The organism is Dendronalium sp. ChiSLP03b, from assembly GCF_034531165.2.
Classification (GTDB): Bacteria; Cyanobacteriota; Cyanobacteriia; order Cyanobacteriales; family Nostocaceae; genus Dendronalium; species Dendronalium minutum.
In genome coordinates, this window is record NZ_JAVRBR020000016.1 from 1 (window position 1) to 17,016 (window position 17,016).

The following is a 17,016-nucleotide window of genomic DNA, read 5'->3' on the forward strand; positions in this document are numbered from 1 at the left end:
GACAGGTGTAGGTTTTTTACGTTTTGTTCCTAAAACCCTGGTTTTAGGGTGTAAGGGTGTAGGGGTAGAAGAAATGATGATTAGAGCGTTAGTTTTATAGTCATTACTCATTGCTTGATTAAAAACCTACACTTGTGAGGGCAGGGGATGCAGGGGGAGAATTTTAGAAGTTGCTAAATCATCCCGCAACTATGCAACGCCCTTAGAGTGGAATAACTTTGAAAATCTCACTGGAGGTAATCAAGCAGACTTATTCCAATTGAGTGTAAATCCTACAGGACTAATTTCTGGTGGCACTTTATCAGGTACAGTTGATGGTAATGGTGGTGATGATGTTGTAAAAGGCAATACTACCAACTCTCTAACCTGGACACTCACAGGTACAGATGCAGGAACGGTTACAGGTATTACTGGTGGTTTCACTAATATTGCTAACCTCAAAGTGGAGATGCCGGAAATACCTTCATTTTTGATATTAACGGCAGTCTGTCTGGCAATATTGATGGTGGACTAGCACCTTCCCTTAATACCTTACAAATTGCTAATACTAAACGATATCATTTGCCTCAATGGGCAGATGCAATTAAGTACTGGCTAGTTCATGACAGACCAAATTGGCAGTTGATTCACTTTTTTGAGTGTTAACTCTACATAAGTTGTTTGACTTTGTCCAATTGTTGTTGTGCCAAAATAGCCTTGAGAACCGCTGTGAGCATGAGGGCCTGTCTTCACAACTGTATAACGTCCTTGACGACGAGCTTGATTGAAAGGTGAACCTACTGTGATTGCCCAGCGTGAAGCAAATACAATCTGGCTAATATCTTCAATCCAATCTCGGCGACCTACAAGTTGGTATACATGCTCAACTGCATCAAAGCCTTTTTCACCATCAAAATCACCACCTATTGAGACAACAATTAATTGAGCATCTAGCCACCGATCGAGATAAGTAGTCGCACCAAGAGCGACTTGCACTCCGCCACTAGTTCCAACTAAAATCACTTTGAGTCCTTGTTTTGGATATTTAGGTACAGGATATACAGCATTCATGCGATCGACGATCGCATTCGCAATTCCCAAGTTATAAATCTGTCCATAGCGGTTATCAGCAGAAATAGCAAACCGCCAGAGATTACGAATTTTAATTAAAACATCTGTATTAGAGAGCCAACCATCTGCTTTTTCAGATGCACTCCACAAAGGCGCTAATAACCTTTGTCCTCCTAGACTTTCGTTAGCAGCAGAATAGGGAAAAACATCCCGTACTGTTACACAATTACGATGAATCTGCTCTAATTTATCTAGGAAAAATTCTTCGCCTGGAGTTAATTCGTTAGCAGAAAAATCTCCCACTCCTGGTAAAAAAACTATATAACAATCAATATTTTCTGATTTGTCAACTTGAAGTGAACGATTATCTCTGGGTAACTTTTTCGTTAGGTTTTTCTTAATCCCCAAGCTTTCAGAACTCTGACTCAACCACCATACCAAAGTTCCAACAGGAGCAACAGTTCCCCAAACAAGAAGTATTATCCCTGCTAAAAGTAATAGCTTTAATGTTCCACTTTGTAACCATTGCAGTATTTGCTCGCCAATCTTACGCATTTGAGATTATTGTTTTATATAGTTAATAAATAAAATAATCTTGAGTTTCAGCTTTGATTTTTGTTTGCTTATTTTATAAAATTATCCTTTTTGTGATTTGTCAACCTTCATTAGTTAGAACAAATGAGCAGCAATAATATCAAATCAAAGCCAGGTTTGGGTATTACACTTCGTCGTGCTCTATCTTTGAATGGCGACTTCTACGAAAATGCTCGCAATACACAGCGAAACCTGAGGTTAGCCCTAAGTATTGTAATTTTGGCTACTGTTTCTCATACCATAGGTAGCGGCGTAATTTTATTAATCAATCGAGCTACGGTTTTTGTACTTTTGACGGGTCTTTTGATTGATGCGATCGCTGTTGTTGCAGGATATTATTTTTGGACATTCACAATTTGGAAAATTGGGCAATGGCTTAAACCTATCGATCCTACTTACGGTGACTTACTTGTTCCGATAGGCTTTGCCTATGCACCCCAAGTACTGAATTTTTTAACCCTCATTCCCTTACTAGGACGACCAATTGAGCTGATCTTGGCGGTGTGGAGTTTGTTGGCGGTAATTGTCGCCGTGCGCCAAGGATTAGATATTACTACTCGACGAGCAGCATTTATCTGTTTAGTAGGCTGGCCTTTAATTCAAATTGCGATCGGTTTTGTACAAGTTTTGGAGCAAAAATTGGTAAAATGGACAAGCTGAACAGTGTCCACAAAGCGAATTTGAGCGCGTGGTCGGCGTTTTGTTTTTGTCGCTTGGGCATGGTGAAACACCAAACTTTTCATTACCTCGTTTGCGAACTTAAATTTACCTAACAATGTTGCCCAATTTTTGTTAAGTTATTCTCTCGTTCAATACCTTAGCTAATTTACGAGGGTTCAACGCCTGTGGCAAGGGGATGAATACGTCCGCGCATAAGTGAGGTTGGCAAAAATTTGGGCTAATAAAATAGGCTCAGGCTTTTCTCTAAGCATTTTTAACATTTCACGGACATAGCAAATAATAATAAATATTGATTAGGCTGACTTGACTCACCAAAATGACAATAATAAAAGCCTTTTTCTATTGTTTCGGAATCAATCGGCTTTAGCGCGAGAGCGGATGAAACACTAGTTAACCAACCTTCGGTCTGTAAGTAAGCTAGGGTCTCTTTCGCAAAAGCAAAAGGTATTTGAGAGGCTTCAAGAACTTATTGACTGGACATCTGCGGATCTTGATAAACCACTCTTGTCCATTGAATCTGCGGTTGAGCTGCCAGTTGATCGATCTGTAGCTGTAGGAAATGCTTTAGTTTTTGGGTGTAATACTGGGGAGTCCCCTTTTCTGACTGAGGACTCAAGTTTTTTAAGAGTTTGAGACCTATGCCTGGGTTATCTATGAGACTATCCATACTTCCTCCAAATTATATGCTGTACTTCTCTGTTACAAAAAGTGAATGAGATGGTAAGGCAGCAGAACGGTTTTCCGCAGAATCTTGAAAGCATTTCACACCCAATTGCCGCGCGTCATTACAGTGGATAAAAATGCAGCTTATAAAAGCTATCAAGACATTGAAAGGCGATGAAACACTAGAACAGACAACCCAGTTGCGGCAAAAGAAATACTTGAACAACATCATTGAACAAGCTCATCGACTCTTTGTTTGCGAGCAAGCATAATTAACGACTTAAAGCCAAAGCCGAACTTACACTTCTGTATTACTCTTTGGGATAACTGAAATCAGAATATGCATCCTTTGAGATAATTAAGGAATCAATGATATTAATTTGGTTGGTGCTTTAAAGTCATGTGGGTTCTACCGTTGAAGCACAAGGGATTTTAGAAGTTCTGCCCGTTGGGTTCATGCAGTTTGAAGTCCAGCCTCAGCAGCAATGTATTCCAACTAAAAGACCTTGGTTGCCGAATTGGCGATCGCGTAGCGCTACCTTCCAATTATTATTTAAAAATAATAGTAATCTATTACAAACGCTCGATCTTGAAGTACGAGGTCAAGACGCAAAACGATGCCAAATTCAGGTTAGTCCAGAAAAACCCGTTCTGCCATTGGGTCTAAAGCAGGAGTAGAAGCAGTTTTATCAGAGTATTTAAAAGACCTAGAAACTGACCATCAAGGTGTTAGAGAGGTTTTGCGTGATTGTGCAGTTGTACTTGCAGCAACTTGTCCACAGTCATCCAGTAAACAAATGCAATTTGTAACAGAAAGTGATAATGCTGTATTTGAAACAGTAATTGTTGATGAAGCCGCAAGAGCAAACCCCCTAGATTTATTTATTCCCATGTCCAAAGCCGAACGGCAAGTTATACTTGTTGGAGATCATCGACAATTACCACATATTTTAGAAGATGACATATTCATAAAAACTCCTGTAGATGCTTGCAGATGCACCTACAGGATGAATTGTACAAATTTTTTATATATTGTATAACTTTTTTATTTGTTATACGACTTTTTTATTTTTGTACAAAAGGCTACTACTTCTATCAATAGGCTATTCCACTGTTACAGATTTGGCCAAATTTCTGGGCTGGTCAACGTCTAAACCGCGACGAGCGGCGATGTGATAAGCCAATAATTGCAAAGGTACTACGGCGAGAATGGGAGAAAGTAACTCATCCACATGAGAGACAGGAAGCAAATCGTTAAAGATTTCTGCGGCTTCACCATCGTTGACGGGGGTAACACCAATTAACCGAGAATCTCTGGCTTTTGCTTCTTGGGCATTAGAAATAACTTTTTCATACACACTGCCAGGAATAGCGATCGCCACTACTGGTACTTTCGCATCTAATAAAGCGATCGGGCCGTGCTTCATTTCGCCAGCAGGATACCCTTCAGCATGAATGTAGCTGATTTCTTTTAATTTCAACGCTCCTTCTAATGCAATTGGGAAGTTAATTCCTCTTCCTAAAAAGATAAAATCTTGGGTTTCGGCAAACTCGTGGGCTAACTGTTCGGTTAAACTTTCTTGACTTTCTAAAGTTGCTTCAATTTCTTTAGGAATTTGCCGTAACCCATTAATAATCTCTGCTAATTTTTCTAATGAAACTGTCTGACGGCGATAAGCTAAATCTAATGCCAAAGCGTAAAATGCCATCAGTTGAGCGATAAAAGTTTTTGTTGCGGCTACCCCAATTTCTATTCCCGCCAGCGTACTAATAATATGCGGCACCATATGACCAAGGCTGCTTTCTGGACGATTGGTAATGCCCAGCAGTCGCGCTTGATATTTGGATTCTTTTCCTTGACGGCGTTCTTTCTCCATCGCCAAAGCTGCTAAGGTATCGGCAGTTTCACCTGATTGGGTAACACCAATAATCAATGTATTTGCTGTCAGGGGTGATGGTGCATAGCGATACTCAGAAGCATAGTGTACTTGGGTAGAAATGCCTGCTAGTTGTTCTATCAAGTGTTTTCCAACTAATGCAGCGTGCCAACTCGTACCACAAGCGACGATATGAATTTGTTCTAGGTCTGCGTACAATGATTCAGGCAAGCCAAGATTAATTGGTGATTGATTAGAGTCGCCTAGATTATTAAAGTAAGCTTCTAAACTAGCTCTAACTACCCCTGGTTGCTCGTGAATTTCCTTCAACATAAAGTGCTTAAATCCCTGTTTTTCCACCATTGTGGGATTTAAGTTGAGCATTCGGGGTTGTTTTTTCAACCTGTTGCCAGCAAAGTTGTAAATCTCCACGCCCAATGGTGTGAGGCGGGCAATTTCGCCATTTTCTAGAGGTAGGACGGCACGGGTATAGGCAACAATGGCTGGGGTATCAGAAGCACAGAAAAATTCCCCTTGACCAAACCCAATCACTAAAGGCGCTTGTTGACGGACAACAATTAGTTCATCAGGATAGTCGGCGGAAATAACTGCGATCGCAAATGCTCCCTCTAGGTGGTTAACAGCTTGGCGAACTGCCTCTACCAGGTCAGAGGGACTAAAGGGCTGAGGGGAGGACACTTCCGTGCGGGGGTTCCCCCTGTTGAGGAAAGTGTCCGTCGCTGAGGGAGGGTTCTTTAAAAATTCGGCAATTAGGTGGGGAATAACTTCTGTGTCGGTCTCAGAACGAAACTGATGTCCTTTCTGCTTTAATTCCTCACGTAATTCGCGGTAGTTCTCCACAATACCATTTTGTACTACCGCTATTCGCATCGCTGTATCCATGTGGGGATGGGCGTTGTACTCCTCTGGCTTACCATGAGTCGCCCAGCGAGTGTGACCGATACCAATTTGAGCAGGAGTTTCTATTTGTTCGAGTTTAGAACGCAGGTTATGCAGTTTGCCCTTTGCCCGCACACAATGCACTTCACCTTCCCAAACAGTAGCGATTCCAGCAGAATCGTATCCCCGATATTCCAGTTTTTCTAACCCAGCCAGTAAGATTTCTGTCGCCGCTTGAGTGCCTATATAACCAACAATTCCACACATTGCTCACACCGCTCCTAATATTCAAGATTATTAAATCTACGTGAATTCGATGGGTGCTATCTTGACCTTTCCCCCAGCTCCTCTCTTTGTCGAAGAGGGGAGTAAAAAGGTGATTTTACCGTTGTTCCCCGCCTAAAATGCGAGGGGGTTAGGGGGGTGAAGTTTATCGAACTCACGTTAAATCTAGTATAGTTGTCAGCACAAAAGTGGCGTTTTGGCAAAGAAAAAAGGAGCTATTTGCTCCCTCTGCTACTAAGTATGATTATTTTTGTTGAGCTTGTTAGACTAAAAAACAATTGAGTAGGATGGGCAGTACCCACCCTACAATGCTATAGGAGCTTGCTATTGAGACACCTAATGGTGAGCCAAATGAGGAATTTAGAGTAAATTCCTTAGTAAGCCAGACCCATGCTGCGAGTCGTTTCAGCCCCCAGGTAAACCCGGATGCTCAAAAAGTCGGTGGGGCAAGCTGTTTCACAACGCTTGCAGCCCACGCAGTCTTCTGTGCGGGGTGAAGAGGCAATTTGAGCAGCTTTGCAGCCATCCCAAGGAACCATCTCCAGCACGTCAGTCGGGCAAGCGCGGACGCATTGGGTGCAACCAATGCAGGTATCGTAGATTTTTACGGTATGAGACATTGAAAAAACGGCTCCTTTCGAGTGTTCTTCTCTGCGAAAGAATCATAATCAAGGCATAGTTTACCGCAGTGGCTTATGCGCCGTAAGTAAAAGGCTACATAACTTTAAACAATTTAATAGGCACTCTTAATAATTTGCTTTTGCTAGATCGTCCCTATTCCAGCATAAATCAGCAACAACACAGGAATGTATTTACCTTACTAACTCTCGACAACAAAGTCGATTTGTAAAGATGTATGAAGCAAAAGTCAATCTGAAACAGTAAAAGGGGAAGTTATCTATAGTACCTATTGCTTAGTAGGCATACACTGTCAAATCTCAGAAATTTGTGACGAAATCTTAATGATTTAGCTATGAGCTGATGATTGATGAACGCCAGTTGCTTCAACTTTGGGAAAGTTCGCAACGCACTGGTTTGTGATGACTGTTAACAGTCATTGCTAATCTTAGGGATAAATTTGCTGTCGATTCAGAAATTTTTCGATTGTATCAGCGGTTGCTTCTATATTAAATCTACTTTTAAAATAATTAGTATAATATTGCAGTTAGAGGTAAATCTTTACCAGAAGCCATTAATAATTTAATTCGATAGTTTTTACCGTTGCGGCTTAATCTCCTTGCCCATGTTTAGCAATCGTTAACCTGTGCTGCCGTTCCCAAGAGTTAATTTACACTGGCAAGTCAAACGGTTGCGGAGCGATCGCCAAAATTCTCTACAAGGATACTCCAACCATCTGCTGATTTACTCAAAGCACTGTCGCTATCATGAAGTCAGAACCAAGTCAGAGTTACATATAAAAATTCCTGAAGGCTGACATTGGCAAAGGTAAAAATGGTAACGTTGGTTGTCGTCATTAACATTCTCATCTCGCTAATACTACTTTATGTAGCTTGGCAAGTGTGGCAACTCAAGCAGCGATTGGCATTCATAGCAGATAGATTAACTGCCTATGAACGCAATACCCATGCAGCACTGTCTAACGCCCCCATAAATATATATACTAGCCAGCGGAATATTCATAATTTGCGCCAAGGAAACCAAGGACTACAGGTACAGATTCAACAAGTACGGCAAATTGTTAGCTTGTTATTTCTGGGACGAAACGTCTGGGGGCGCTCTTTTGGTAGGCGAGGGTATAGATTTGGAAAAAAGACAATCGCAAAATGAGTTAATGAATAAAAGCAACATTTCTGGTTGATAGATTGTCACGATAAGTTAATTAGATAAAACCATTTGGGTTTTCCAAGGGGAGGAAACCCACCTAAAATGGGTGTAAGGAGAGAAACAACAAGATGTCTAATAACCGTTCTGGAGTATTTTTTGGCGGTTTGATGCTAGGAGCTACTATCGGTGCTTTGACCGGTTTACTCGTCGCTCCACGCACAGGGCGCGAAACGCGTAAACTTTTGAAAAAATCTGCTGATGCCTTACCAGAATTGGCGGAAGATTTATCTACGAGTGTGCAAATCCAGGCAGACCGTATCTCTGCCAGCGCACTACGAAACTGGGATGAAACTTTAGAAAGACTACGGGAAGCGATCGCAGCTGGCGTAGATGCGAGTCAACGCGAAAGTCAAGTCTTGAAGCGGCAAAAAGTTCAAGAAGACTCAGATTCTCTTCCCCAGCAAATAGAACACTCATAGATGGCATAACCGTGATCGATCCCCTGTTTTGGCTGGGACTATCCATACTCTTAGTCGCTACCAGTCTAACTGCTGTTTTAGTAGCGGCCATACCAGCTTTGCAGGAGTTAGCGCGCGCAGCTCGTAGTGCAGAAAAGCTGTTTGATACACTCTCACGGGAGTTACCACCTACTTTAAATGCGATCCGCACAACTGGGTTGGAAATCACTGATTTAACAGATGATGTCAGTGAAGGTGTCAAAAGCGCTAGTCAAGTCGTTAAGCAAGTTGACCAGAGCCTAGATGGTGCCAGAAAACAAGCTCAAAATCTTCAAGTAGGCACACGCAGCATTTTTGCTGGCGTAAAAACTGCCTGGAAGACCTTTACACGCCAAAAACCTACAAAGCGAACAGTTGAACGTCTGCCCATAAATGAAACATCTCCGCTGACGTTGCGAGAACGAGAAGCACTTAGGCAGGAAAATCGGCGCACAAAAGCAGAACCTTACCGCACTAACGATCCTTACAATGAGACTTCCAATTGGGAAACGAGTTTTGAAGATGAAGATTTTGTCTCAAAACCTACAGCCTCTGAGGATTGGTACAAACAAGAATAGAGATTAGTCAGTTGTCAGTTATCAGTTGACAGTGGTCAGTAGTTATATTCCCCTGCTCCTTCATCCTCCCAATCTCCAATCCTCAGAGAAGCTTTGCTTTGATCCCCAAGATTAGAGTAAAGTAAACAAGTGTAAAGAAGTATCACTTTTCCCGTACTCTTTTAAAACAACTTGTTCACTTCTACCGTTGATATTTATATAGAAACGTCCATGCAGTTTTGTTTTTGGCGAAGACTCCTAGTATCCATTGTGGTATTTTTCTTGGCTGGGTCAATTTGGGCGATGCATTCTTCCCCAGCGTTGGCTTATGACAATCCTGAGTTATTACCGGACACTTTCACGCCAGTCGTAGACTTAGCGAAATCTCTCCCCAAACCGCAAGAAGAAAAGCTTGTTCAAGATTTAGAGCAATTTGAAGCTGATACTGGCTGGAAACTGCGAGTATTGACTCAGTACGATCGTACTCCAGGTCGGGCAGTCATTAAATATTGGGGTTTGGATGACAAAAGCATTTTGCTGGTTGCCGATTCTCGTGGTGGTAATATCCTCAGTTTCAGTGTTGGCGACGCTGTTTATGAACTTCTACCCCGGACTTTCTGGATAGAACTGCAAACCCGCTTTGGTAATTTATACTTTGTCCGAGAACAAGGCGAAGACCAAGCCATCCTGCAAGCCTTAGATTCAGTCAAAGGCTGTTTGCTGAAGGGTGGTTGCAACGTTGTTCCCGGACTTCCACGAGAGCAATGGATTCTCACTCTCGTTACCTCAGTCATTGGAGGAATTATTTGTGGATTTGCAGCTCAACCCCGACGTGAAGGACAAGTTTTAGCTTGGCAGTGGGCTTTGATATTCTCTCCTTTGTGGGGAATCTTGTTTATTGCCTTCGGTATTGGGCCTGTAGTGACGCGCACGAGCGACTGGCTGCCGCTAGTTCGTAATATCTCCGGTTTTCTCATTGGCGCTTTGGTTGCCTACTTGTCTCCTATTTTCAGTCGGCCCTCTTCGAGTGCTGAGTCCTGAGTCGGGAGTGCTGAGTACAGACGCGACGCACTGGCTCATTAATCGCGTCTGTACAAGAGTTATCTGAGGGATAAACCTATCCATAGGGCGATCGCGGCTATTGAACAGCTCGGGTTCAACCCGCGCGATGTGCGCCACATAGTACTTACCCACCTCGATTTCGATCGTGCGGGCGGGTTAGAAGATTTTCCAGAGGCGACCGTGCATGTAATGCACGCTGAGATTGAGGCAGCGCGGGAACGGCACGGCTTTATCTCATCGCAACGCTATCGTCCTGGTCAGTGGGACGAAGTAAAACAAACGCCCAAACCACACTGCACACCAGGTCTGCGTTCCTATCAATGGTTGATGGAGATAGACCGCAAGACTCGACTTTATAATCAAGAACGGTTGCATGCTTTATCGCTCGACCATAGTGGTGAGGTGCGCCTCTTTTGCAGCCATGATGCTATCGAGTTCAAAGCGTTCGCCGATCAAAACAATTTGCGATCGCAGGAAAACAAATCGCGCTTTGTGAACTGAAACTCCAGATTGACAATCCCAACGAAAAATTTATGACACTGTGTAAGTCCTGATACTTTTAGCTCAATCGTTATAAGCTTTTAATTAACTCCTCACTCTCTTTAGCTGATAAGCTGAGAGCTAATATCTCAAATCTGAATAGCAATGGAATGGCACGTAATTGATGCTGAAAGTTTAGCAATTATTGATAGCGAAATCGGCGATCATGTCTTTTCACCCGCAGAGTATGAAATTGTCCGGCGGGTGATATATGCTACTGCTGACTTTGAGTATAAATCTTTAATTCGCTTTTCTGAGCGTGCCTTACAAGCTGGCGCAGCAGCATTAGCAGCGCGTACAACGATTGTGGTTGATGTGCCGATGGTGCAGGTAGGTATTGCCTACGACATTCAAAACACTTTCGCTAATCCAGTTTATTGCAGTATGGAAGCTCTGACGCGTCCCCAAAAAGAAAAAACTCGTGCAGCTTGGGGAATTGAAACTTTAGCCAAGCGTTACCCAGAGGGTATCTTTGTGGTGGGTCAAGCGCAAACAGCACTGACAGCACTGGTTGATTTAATTGCAGCCGAAGAAATTCGACCTGCTTTAATCATTGCTACTCCCGTGGAATTTGTCAGTGTGGATGCTGCTAAAGAAATCTTGCAAGATTCACTAGTTCCTCACATCACTATTGACAGTCGCAAAGGCAATGCAGTGGTAGCAGCTGCGATCGTCGATGGGCTGGTAGACTTGGCTTGGCAAGCCTATGGGCAAGATAGGAAGTGATAACGGGGACACGGGGAAACGGGGATAAGGGAGATGATGAGGAGACACAGAGAAATCATTTCAGATTCTCTCCCCTGCCCCTCTGCCCCTCATCTCCCTCACTCCTCATACTGACGGCGACGGCGACGAGGTCTTTCCTGTTGGTCTGGACGCAAGCGGCGACTGACTTCGTTAAAGAAATCAATTCGTATATAAGGATAATCGTTTACCCACAGGTCATGACTGGGGATGTATACTTCGCTGAAGTCTTCAATCATGCTCAAATCTGGGCGATTCGACATGACTATCATTTCTGCAATCTGACCACGCGCAATAACTTTGTGAGCAGGACGTAGTGGTGCTTCTAACTCTACGCTGAATCCTGTGTCATCACCCACCTCTAAGTTAATTCGTTTTTCTCGATTTTCAACAATCACCAAATCACCTTTGCTGTTGACAGTTTCTTGTTTGCCAATCAATCGGTCTGTAATCCACCAATCCAGAATTCGACCACGAAAAAAGCCACTGTACTTGTAGCGGCGGCTTTTTGCATTCCGCACACTTGCCTGAAACGCTGGATACCACAGCCAAAAAAGAGCGCCGAATACTCCTAGAAAAAACATGATTGGCCCAAACTCCAGCCGGAACAAGACTCTCACAAGCAGAATTACAGCTATGGCAACTACGGAAATTAACAACCGTTGCAAAAAATTTGAAAACTTTCCCCAGTAATACTTGTACTGCGGACCAGTGGCGATTAAGGGGATGAGTTGGTCAAATTTCTGGCGAGTCAGAGGGACTATCATAAGTGCTGAGTGATGAGTGCAGAGTAGTAAGTTAGAAGCTTAGAGTATCTTTTCTAATCCATATACTAACGACTTTAGCTGCAAGACTTTGCGAATCGCTAGTAGCACTCCTGGCATATAGCATGAGCGATCGCTTGTATCATGTCGTAAAGTATATATTTGACCAGGTGCGCCAAATATCACTTCCTGATGAGCTATTAATCCTGGTAAGCGCACGCTGTGAATTCTTATGCCTTCTTCTGCTAAACTGCCCCTTGCACCAGCTAATTTCTCAGTTTCTTCTACTAGAGTAGGGTTAAAAGTTTTACCTACTTCGGCTAGCAATTGTGCGGTCTGAATGGCTGTACCGCTTGGAGCATCAGCTTTTTGATTGTGATGCAGCTCAATAATTTCCACATGGTCAAAGTATTGAGAGGCTGTGACTGCGGCTTGTTGCAACAGCACCATACCAATGGAGAAGTTAGGAATAATTAGGCAACCAGTACTAGCTTTTTCGGCAAAGTCTGCTAAATTTTGAATTTGTTCTGGACTTAACCCCGTAGTTCCGACTACAGGACGAATTCCATAGGCGATCGCACTGCGAATATTGTCATAAACTGAATCGGGATGAGTAAAGTCTACAATCACCCCAGGTGGCAGTTGTCTTTCGCCAGCCACGTAACCTAGCATGGGTTCCAATTGATTAGTGATGGGAACTTCTAAAGGTTCGGTTAAACCTGCTAGTTCTCCAGCATCTTTACCTTGATGTTCCGGACTGGTGTCAATTGCACCCATTAAATTCAAGTCTGGTGCTTGGGACACCGCTTTGATTACCTCGCGGCCCATTTTACCAGCAGCACCATTAACAATAACTGGGATAGGCGCTTGATTTGTCATAGGTCAATAAACGCTTTTTGAGTCAACAAGGGAATTGTAAAGGGATGGGAGGATGAGGTAATAGGGGAATGAGAAGATGACGGAGAAAGACTTGTAACAATTTTTCCTCTGCTCCTCTGTCCCTCTACCCCTCTGCCTCCTACCTGTACAATTAAGTATGAAACATCAAAGCCTCTAAACGCTCTGATTTTTCAATTGAATTTTTTCTGCAAAAGCTTGTGAACTTTTTTATTGGGTGTGCAGTTTGGGCATATAAAGGTTGGGTAGGCGAACTTTATCCCCAAAGTACTCGTGCTACCGATTTTCTACACCTCTATAGCCGTCGCTTCACCACAGTTGAGGGCAATACTACTTTCTACGCTGTACCTAATCAAGAAACTGTAACCCGTTGGGCATCGGAAACACCCCCAGGTTTTGAATTTTGCTTGAAATTGCCACGAGATATCACCCATAAAGGTTTACTACAACCTAATATTTTGGCTGCTTTAAATTTTCTGGAGGTAATGCGCCCTTTAGGTAAGCATCTCGGGCCAATATTTGCCCAGCTACCGCCAAGTTATCCACCTCTATTGCTGGAAGATTTAACTGCTTTTCTGGAAGCTTGGCCGCGCACAGAAGTACCATTAGCACTGGAGGTGAGGCATCGTGCTTGGTTCAGCGAACCTCATAATAGTAATTTGACAGAACTTCTAGAGAAGCTCGGTGTGGGACGGGTACTATTGGATTCGCGTCCCATCTATACTGGAGATGATGACCCGCAGTTACAATCCGAACGGCGCAAACCTAAATTACCAGTGCAATTTAGCGTCACAGCCCCTTTTAGCCTGATTAGATTTATTTCTCATCCGAATTTATCTGTGAATCAGCCTTTTATGGAAGAGTGGGTAACGCAAATTCAACAATGGTTGCAGGTAGGAACACGGATTTATTTCTTTGTTCATTGTCCTCTAGAAGAGCGATCGCCCAGCACAGCGCGTTACTTCCAAAAGCTATTAGAACAGAGTAATATAGCAGTTCCACCTCTACCTTGGAATAATCTCGATCGTCCTCCCAATCAGCTGAGTTTATGGTAAATATTTTCAGTGCTATAAACATAATTTTACCCGTTTAGGCTGATAGAGAAGTGGAGAATTAAGGAAACCTTTTTCCATTCCTAATTATCAAAGTTATACTGGCGAGCCTACAGTTATTACGCATCTATGCTGTTACCATAAAATTCATTATTTTTTGACTTTTGTAATGTATCTAAGTACTTACTGATTTAAAAAAGAGTGAGCAAAAAGAGTAATAATAGTTATTGCAATACTTTTGTGATAAAAGCCGATACAACTATGTCCGATAAATAAGAGCAGGGCTGTTTCATGCATTTAAAACCCTATAGGTTAGAAGCCTGAGGCTATACCAACAAAGCAGCAAGCAGCAAGCTGTAAGATTAATAGTCTATGTAAGTAGGCTTAGTTCTTATATTCTGATTCTGATATCTGGGCTATATACGGGGATAAAACAACACTGCAAAAAGGGGTAATACCTCTGTTTGCAAAATTGCAAAGAGGGTATCAGTAATGTCTGAATATAACTAACAAAAATGTATTGAGTGCTGATTTAATTGTGGGTGAGGAAATTTTTGTGTAAGCAGTAACATCCAAGGAGGTTAAGATGAGTCGTCTTCTTTATGAAAACTCAGTTTCATATCAAGGGTATCTCATCATTCCATTTGTTTTTGGCAAAGCGGATAATTACGAAATTTATTCGTATAAACTATTGTCAGAAATTGGGCATAAAAGCAAATTTCACAAAGCAGAAAATCCAGCAGAAATTTATGGCAGTAGTATCAGCAATATTGTTGCGATCGCCAAAGAACATATTGACCAACATTCAGAGTTAGTTAGCCAAGATGATAGTTTTAAGTCTCGCTACATTTACCGCAACAATTTAATTATTGTTTTCCAAGAGGGAGGTAAATATTTTTACGACCATTATCCACCGGAATTATTGAATAATATTGCAGCACCAAAATTATTCAAATCTGAATACGAATGCTTAAATTGGATTAAGCAGGGACTTGATGGGCGACGTATGCGGGAACGAGCAAGCTAAAAGTTGTATTTGATGTAACCTCAGATGGCTAGGTTGGTTAGGGTATCGCAGTGAGTGATGTCTAAAGTTAACCCACTGTGCGACTACGCTTTAATCAACCAAGCCATCATTACTTACTTTATGAGCAATTTTTCCGGAATAGGCTATTGTAGTAGTGTTGATAGTTTCTTGTAGTACGCAAGGAGGAACAAAGATGACTGAGTTTGTAGCAGTCCGGGTTAATTTGACAATTTCAACCCCACGAATACAAGGCGCAGAGATTCTTATTCAGTCCTCCGCCCATACCATTTTGGATTGTGAAAGATTTACTAGATAAGCTTTCCATCTTGTCGGAATCATTTTTCCAATTGGTATTACAGGAATGATAGTTAGAATTTAAGGGCATTTTTTAACGGGACGGTTTTTGATACCACTATAGAACCTCCCGAATGTAACTGTCCTCCTCTGTGAAGCCTTGTGCAAAACAAGCAACACACATCGAGGAAACATCAATGAATTTAAATAGCTAGGCTGGAGTGATTTTTTTGCTCACAGCTTTGAACCCTATCACCAACAAGGATTTAGCGTTGGTAGGGTCGCTATTGAATATAGAAATACTTACACTCTCTACAGCGAACAAGGAGAAATTGCGGCAGAAATTACAGGCAAATTGCGGCATCGGGCTACTCAACCTCAAGACTTTCCAGCCGTGGGGGATTGGGTTGTTATCCGTATACGCGAGTCGGAAGGGCGAGCAACTATCCATGAGATTTTACCAAGAAAAAGCAAATTTTCTCGTAAGACGGTGGGCAGTAAAACAGAAGAACAAATTGTTGCAGCCAACGTTGACACTGTGTTTCTAGTCTCAGGACTGGATGGAGACTTTAATCTCAGACGAATTGAGCGCTATCTCATTTTGGCTTGGGAAAGTGGTGCAAATCCGGTCATCGTTTTAAACAAGGCAGACTTATGCAACTCTCTAGAAGATTGCTTGGCACAAGTGGAAGCAGTTGCCATTGGTGTACCAGTCGCCGTCTTAAGTGCTACGAGTAATCAAGGATTGGATGCCTTAAAACCTTACCTGAAACCAGGACAAACAGTTGCCTTATTGGGGTCTTCTGGTGTTGGTAAATCTACTATCACCAACCAACTTAAGGGTGCAGTTGTGCAAACTGTGCAAGCTGTGCGGCAGGGTGATGACCGAGGTAGACATACGACCACTCATCGGGAGTTGATTTTGCTCCCGACTGGCGGCTTAATTATGGATACCCCAGGAATGCGGGAAATTCAAATTTGGTCAGGTGATGAAGGTTTGCAGGAAACCTTTGCAGACATCGAAACCTTGGCGCAGAAATGCCGCTTCCGCAATTGTCAGCACAATAACGAACCTGGTTGTGCAGTGCAGCAGGCTTTGGTAGAGGAAAGGCTTGATTATTCAAGGTTTCTTAGCTATCAAAAGTTGCAAAAAGAACTCAACTATCTTGCCCGCAAACAAGACCAGCGATCGCAACTAGCCGAGAAAGAACGATGGAAGAAAATCCATAAAGCCATGCGGAATCATCACAAGCATTGATTGCACAGGGGCTTGTAACTTTTCTGCTTTGATTGTGGGATGGGAAATTATCCTGTAATCGATCGGGGGTAAAAAATACCCATCCTATAATAAGTAATAATTCGTAATTACGCTCGCGGACTCGCGCTTTGCTGCGCTAACGTAGTTTCTCATTTGTAATTAAGACATACAGTAAAAAAACTAGCTATATAAGGTTTCTAAGATTTTACTCTGTTCTCAAATCATAGATTTTTTCCATTTGGAATCATACCTTTTCTGAGTGAAATTGCACCAAACTTACGCCCAATATCTGATTTTGAAGTGCGTGTTTTTGGATGGCTTATATTTAATAAGCTGTTACTTTTCAATACACAATGATGTTATTAATCAAGAAAAATTAAGTATTGTAAAACGTATATTTCCGTTTTCGCCCGGATCTCGGCTGAGGAACAATGTGGTTTCAATGGAAACAGGGGAGTCAAAAATTACTTTACCTCTGCGATCGTTCTA

At 42.4% G+C, this 17,016-nt stretch carries 21 protein-coding genes; 15 read left to right on the forward strand and 6 right to left on the reverse strand.

Annotated elements, in window-relative coordinates; genetic code table 11:
• Positions 1–259: 259 nt before the first annotated feature.
• On the forward strand, positions 260–514 hold the full coding sequence (locus RMY31_RS03185) for a hypothetical protein (RefSeq protein WP_322656815.1): 255 nt from the start codon (positions 260–262) through the stop codon (positions 512–514).
• Between the two features lie 80 nt (positions 515–594).
• Here the strand turns inward: RMY31_RS03185 and RMY31_RS03190 are convergent, their stop codons facing one another.
• Entirely contained in the window at positions 595–1,605 is a 1,011-nt protein-coding gene (locus RMY31_RS03190; RefSeq protein ID WP_322656816.1) for a hypothetical protein, read from the reverse strand.
• 123 nt (positions 1,606–1,728) lie between these two features.
• Between RMY31_RS03190 and RMY31_RS03195 the strand changes: the two genes are divergently transcribed.
• Positions 1,729–2,304, forward strand: a complete 576-nt coding sequence (locus RMY31_RS03195; RefSeq protein ID WP_322656817.1) for a YIP1 family protein — start codon at positions 1,729–1,731, stop codon at positions 2,302–2,304.
• Positions 2,305–2,791: 487 nt separating this feature from the next.
• Here RMY31_RS03195 and RMY31_RS03200 read toward each other — a convergent pair whose 3' ends face one another.
• Positions 2,792–2,992, reverse strand: a complete 201-nt coding sequence (locus RMY31_RS03200) for a hypothetical protein (RefSeq protein ID WP_322656818.1) — start codon at positions 2,990–2,992, stop codon at positions 2,792–2,794.
• Positions 2,993–3,125: 133 nt separating this feature from the next.
• Here RMY31_RS03200 and RMY31_RS03205 point away from each other — a divergent pair, with 133 nt between their 5' ends.
• The 3 genes from RMY31_RS03205 (at position 3,126) to RMY31_RS03215 (ending at position 4,028) form a co-directional block, all read left to right on the forward strand.
• Positions 3,126–3,260, forward strand: coding sequence for a hypothetical protein (locus tag RMY31_RS03205; RefSeq protein WP_322656819.1), 135 nt, complete (start codon positions 3,126–3,128; stop codon positions 3,258–3,260).
• Positions 3,261–3,390: 130 nt separating this feature from the next.
• A complete protein-coding gene (locus tag RMY31_RS03210; RefSeq protein WP_322656820.1) occupies positions 3,391–3,666 on the forward strand; it encodes a hypothetical protein in 276 nt (91 codons plus the stop codon).
• Positions 3,645–4,028, forward strand: a complete 384-nt coding sequence (locus RMY31_RS03215; RefSeq protein ID WP_322657079.1) for an AAA domain-containing protein — start codon at positions 3,645–3,647, stop codon at positions 4,026–4,028. Before RMY31_RS03210 ends, RMY31_RS03215 begins: the two co-directional genes overlap by 22 nt.
• A gap of 63 nt (positions 4,029–4,091) precedes the next feature.
• On the opposite strand, the gene glmS is transcribed toward RMY31_RS03215, so the two are convergent.
• Positions 4,092–6,032 carry a glutamine--fructose-6-phosphate transaminase (isomerizing) gene (gene glmS, locus RMY31_RS03220; protein WP_322656822.1) on the reverse strand — a complete coding sequence of 647 codons (1,941 nt, stop codon included), beginning with the start codon at positions 6,030–6,032 and terminating at the stop codon, positions 4,092–4,094.
• Between the two features lie 392 nt (positions 6,033–6,424).
• Positions 6,425–6,670, reverse strand: coding sequence for a photosystem I iron-sulfur center protein PsaC (psaC, locus tag RMY31_RS03225; RefSeq protein WP_012411495.1), 246 nt, complete (start codon positions 6,668–6,670; stop codon positions 6,425–6,427).
• A 644-nt stretch (positions 6,671–7,314) separates the two neighbouring features.
• Between psaC and RMY31_RS03230 the strand changes: the two genes are divergently transcribed.
• The 7 genes from RMY31_RS03230 (at position 7,315) to RMY31_RS03260 (ending at position 11,217) form a co-directional block, all read left to right on the forward strand.
• Positions 7,315–7,485: a hypothetical protein gene (locus tag RMY31_RS03230; protein ID WP_409877216.1), complete on the forward strand. Its 171-nt coding sequence runs from the start codon at positions 7,315–7,317 to the stop codon at positions 7,483–7,485.
• A 17-nt stretch (positions 7,486–7,502) separates the two neighbouring features.
• Positions 7,503–7,838: a hypothetical protein gene (locus RMY31_RS03235; RefSeq protein WP_322656823.1), complete on the forward strand. Its 336-nt coding sequence runs from the start codon at positions 7,503–7,505 to the stop codon at positions 7,836–7,838.
• Between the two features lie 125 nt (positions 7,839–7,963).
• Positions 7,964–8,314 carry a YtxH domain-containing protein gene (locus RMY31_RS03240; protein WP_322656824.1) on the forward strand — a complete coding sequence of 117 codons (351 nt, stop codon included), beginning with the start codon at positions 7,964–7,966 and terminating at the stop codon, positions 8,312–8,314.
• Positions 8,315–8,325: 11 nt separating this feature from the next.
• Entirely contained in the window at positions 8,326–8,910 is a 585-nt protein-coding gene (locus RMY31_RS03245; RefSeq protein ID WP_322656825.1) for a DUF948 domain-containing protein, read from the forward strand.
• 210 nt (positions 8,911–9,120) lie between these two features.
• Complete coding sequence (locus RMY31_RS03250; protein ID WP_322656826.1) at positions 9,121–9,930, forward strand: TPM domain-containing protein; 810 nt, start codon at positions 9,121–9,123, stop codon at positions 9,928–9,930.
• 99 nt (positions 9,931–10,029) lie between these two features.
• Positions 10,030–10,452, forward strand: a complete 423-nt coding sequence (locus RMY31_RS03255; protein WP_322657080.1) for an MBL fold metallo-hydrolase — start codon at positions 10,030–10,032, stop codon at positions 10,450–10,452.
• 144 nt (positions 10,453–10,596) lie between these two features.
• Positions 10,597–11,217 (forward strand): precorrin-8X methylmutase, encoded by a 621-nt coding sequence (locus tag RMY31_RS03260; RefSeq protein WP_322656827.1) that lies wholly within the window; start codon positions 10,597–10,599, stop codon positions 11,215–11,217.
• A gap of 98 nt (positions 11,218–11,315) precedes the next feature.
• On the opposite strand, the gene RMY31_RS03265 is transcribed toward RMY31_RS03260, so the two are convergent.
• Together RMY31_RS03265 and dapB are read right to left on the reverse strand one after the other, a co-directional pair.
• A complete protein-coding gene (locus RMY31_RS03265; RefSeq protein ID WP_322656828.1) occupies positions 11,316–12,002 on the reverse strand; it encodes a phosphate ABC transporter permease in 687 nt (228 codons plus the stop codon).
• A 39-nt stretch (positions 12,003–12,041) separates the two neighbouring features.
• Positions 12,042–12,878, reverse strand: a complete 837-nt coding sequence (gene dapB, locus RMY31_RS03270) for a 4-hydroxy-tetrahydrodipicolinate reductase (RefSeq protein ID WP_322656829.1) — start codon at positions 12,876–12,878, stop codon at positions 12,042–12,044.
• 218 nt (positions 12,879–13,096) lie between these two features.
• On the opposite strand from dapB, the gene RMY31_RS03275 reads away from it, so the two are divergent.
• The 3 genes from RMY31_RS03275 (at position 13,097) to rsgA (ending at position 16,527) form a co-directional block, all read left to right on the forward strand.
• A complete protein-coding gene (locus tag RMY31_RS03275) occupies positions 13,097–13,951 on the forward strand; it encodes a DUF72 domain-containing protein (RefSeq protein WP_322656830.1) in 855 nt (284 codons plus the stop codon).
• Between the two features lie 583 nt (positions 13,952–14,534).
• Complete coding sequence (locus tag RMY31_RS03280) at positions 14,535–14,975, forward strand: hypothetical protein (RefSeq protein WP_322656831.1); 441 nt, start codon at positions 14,535–14,537, stop codon at positions 14,973–14,975.
• A 649-nt stretch (positions 14,976–15,624) separates the two neighbouring features.
• Positions 15,625–16,527, forward strand: coding sequence for a ribosome small subunit-dependent GTPase A (gene rsgA, locus RMY31_RS03285; RefSeq protein WP_322656832.1), 903 nt, complete (start codon positions 15,625–15,627; stop codon positions 16,525–16,527).
• The last annotated feature ends 489 nt before the right edge of the window (positions 16,528–17,016 follow it).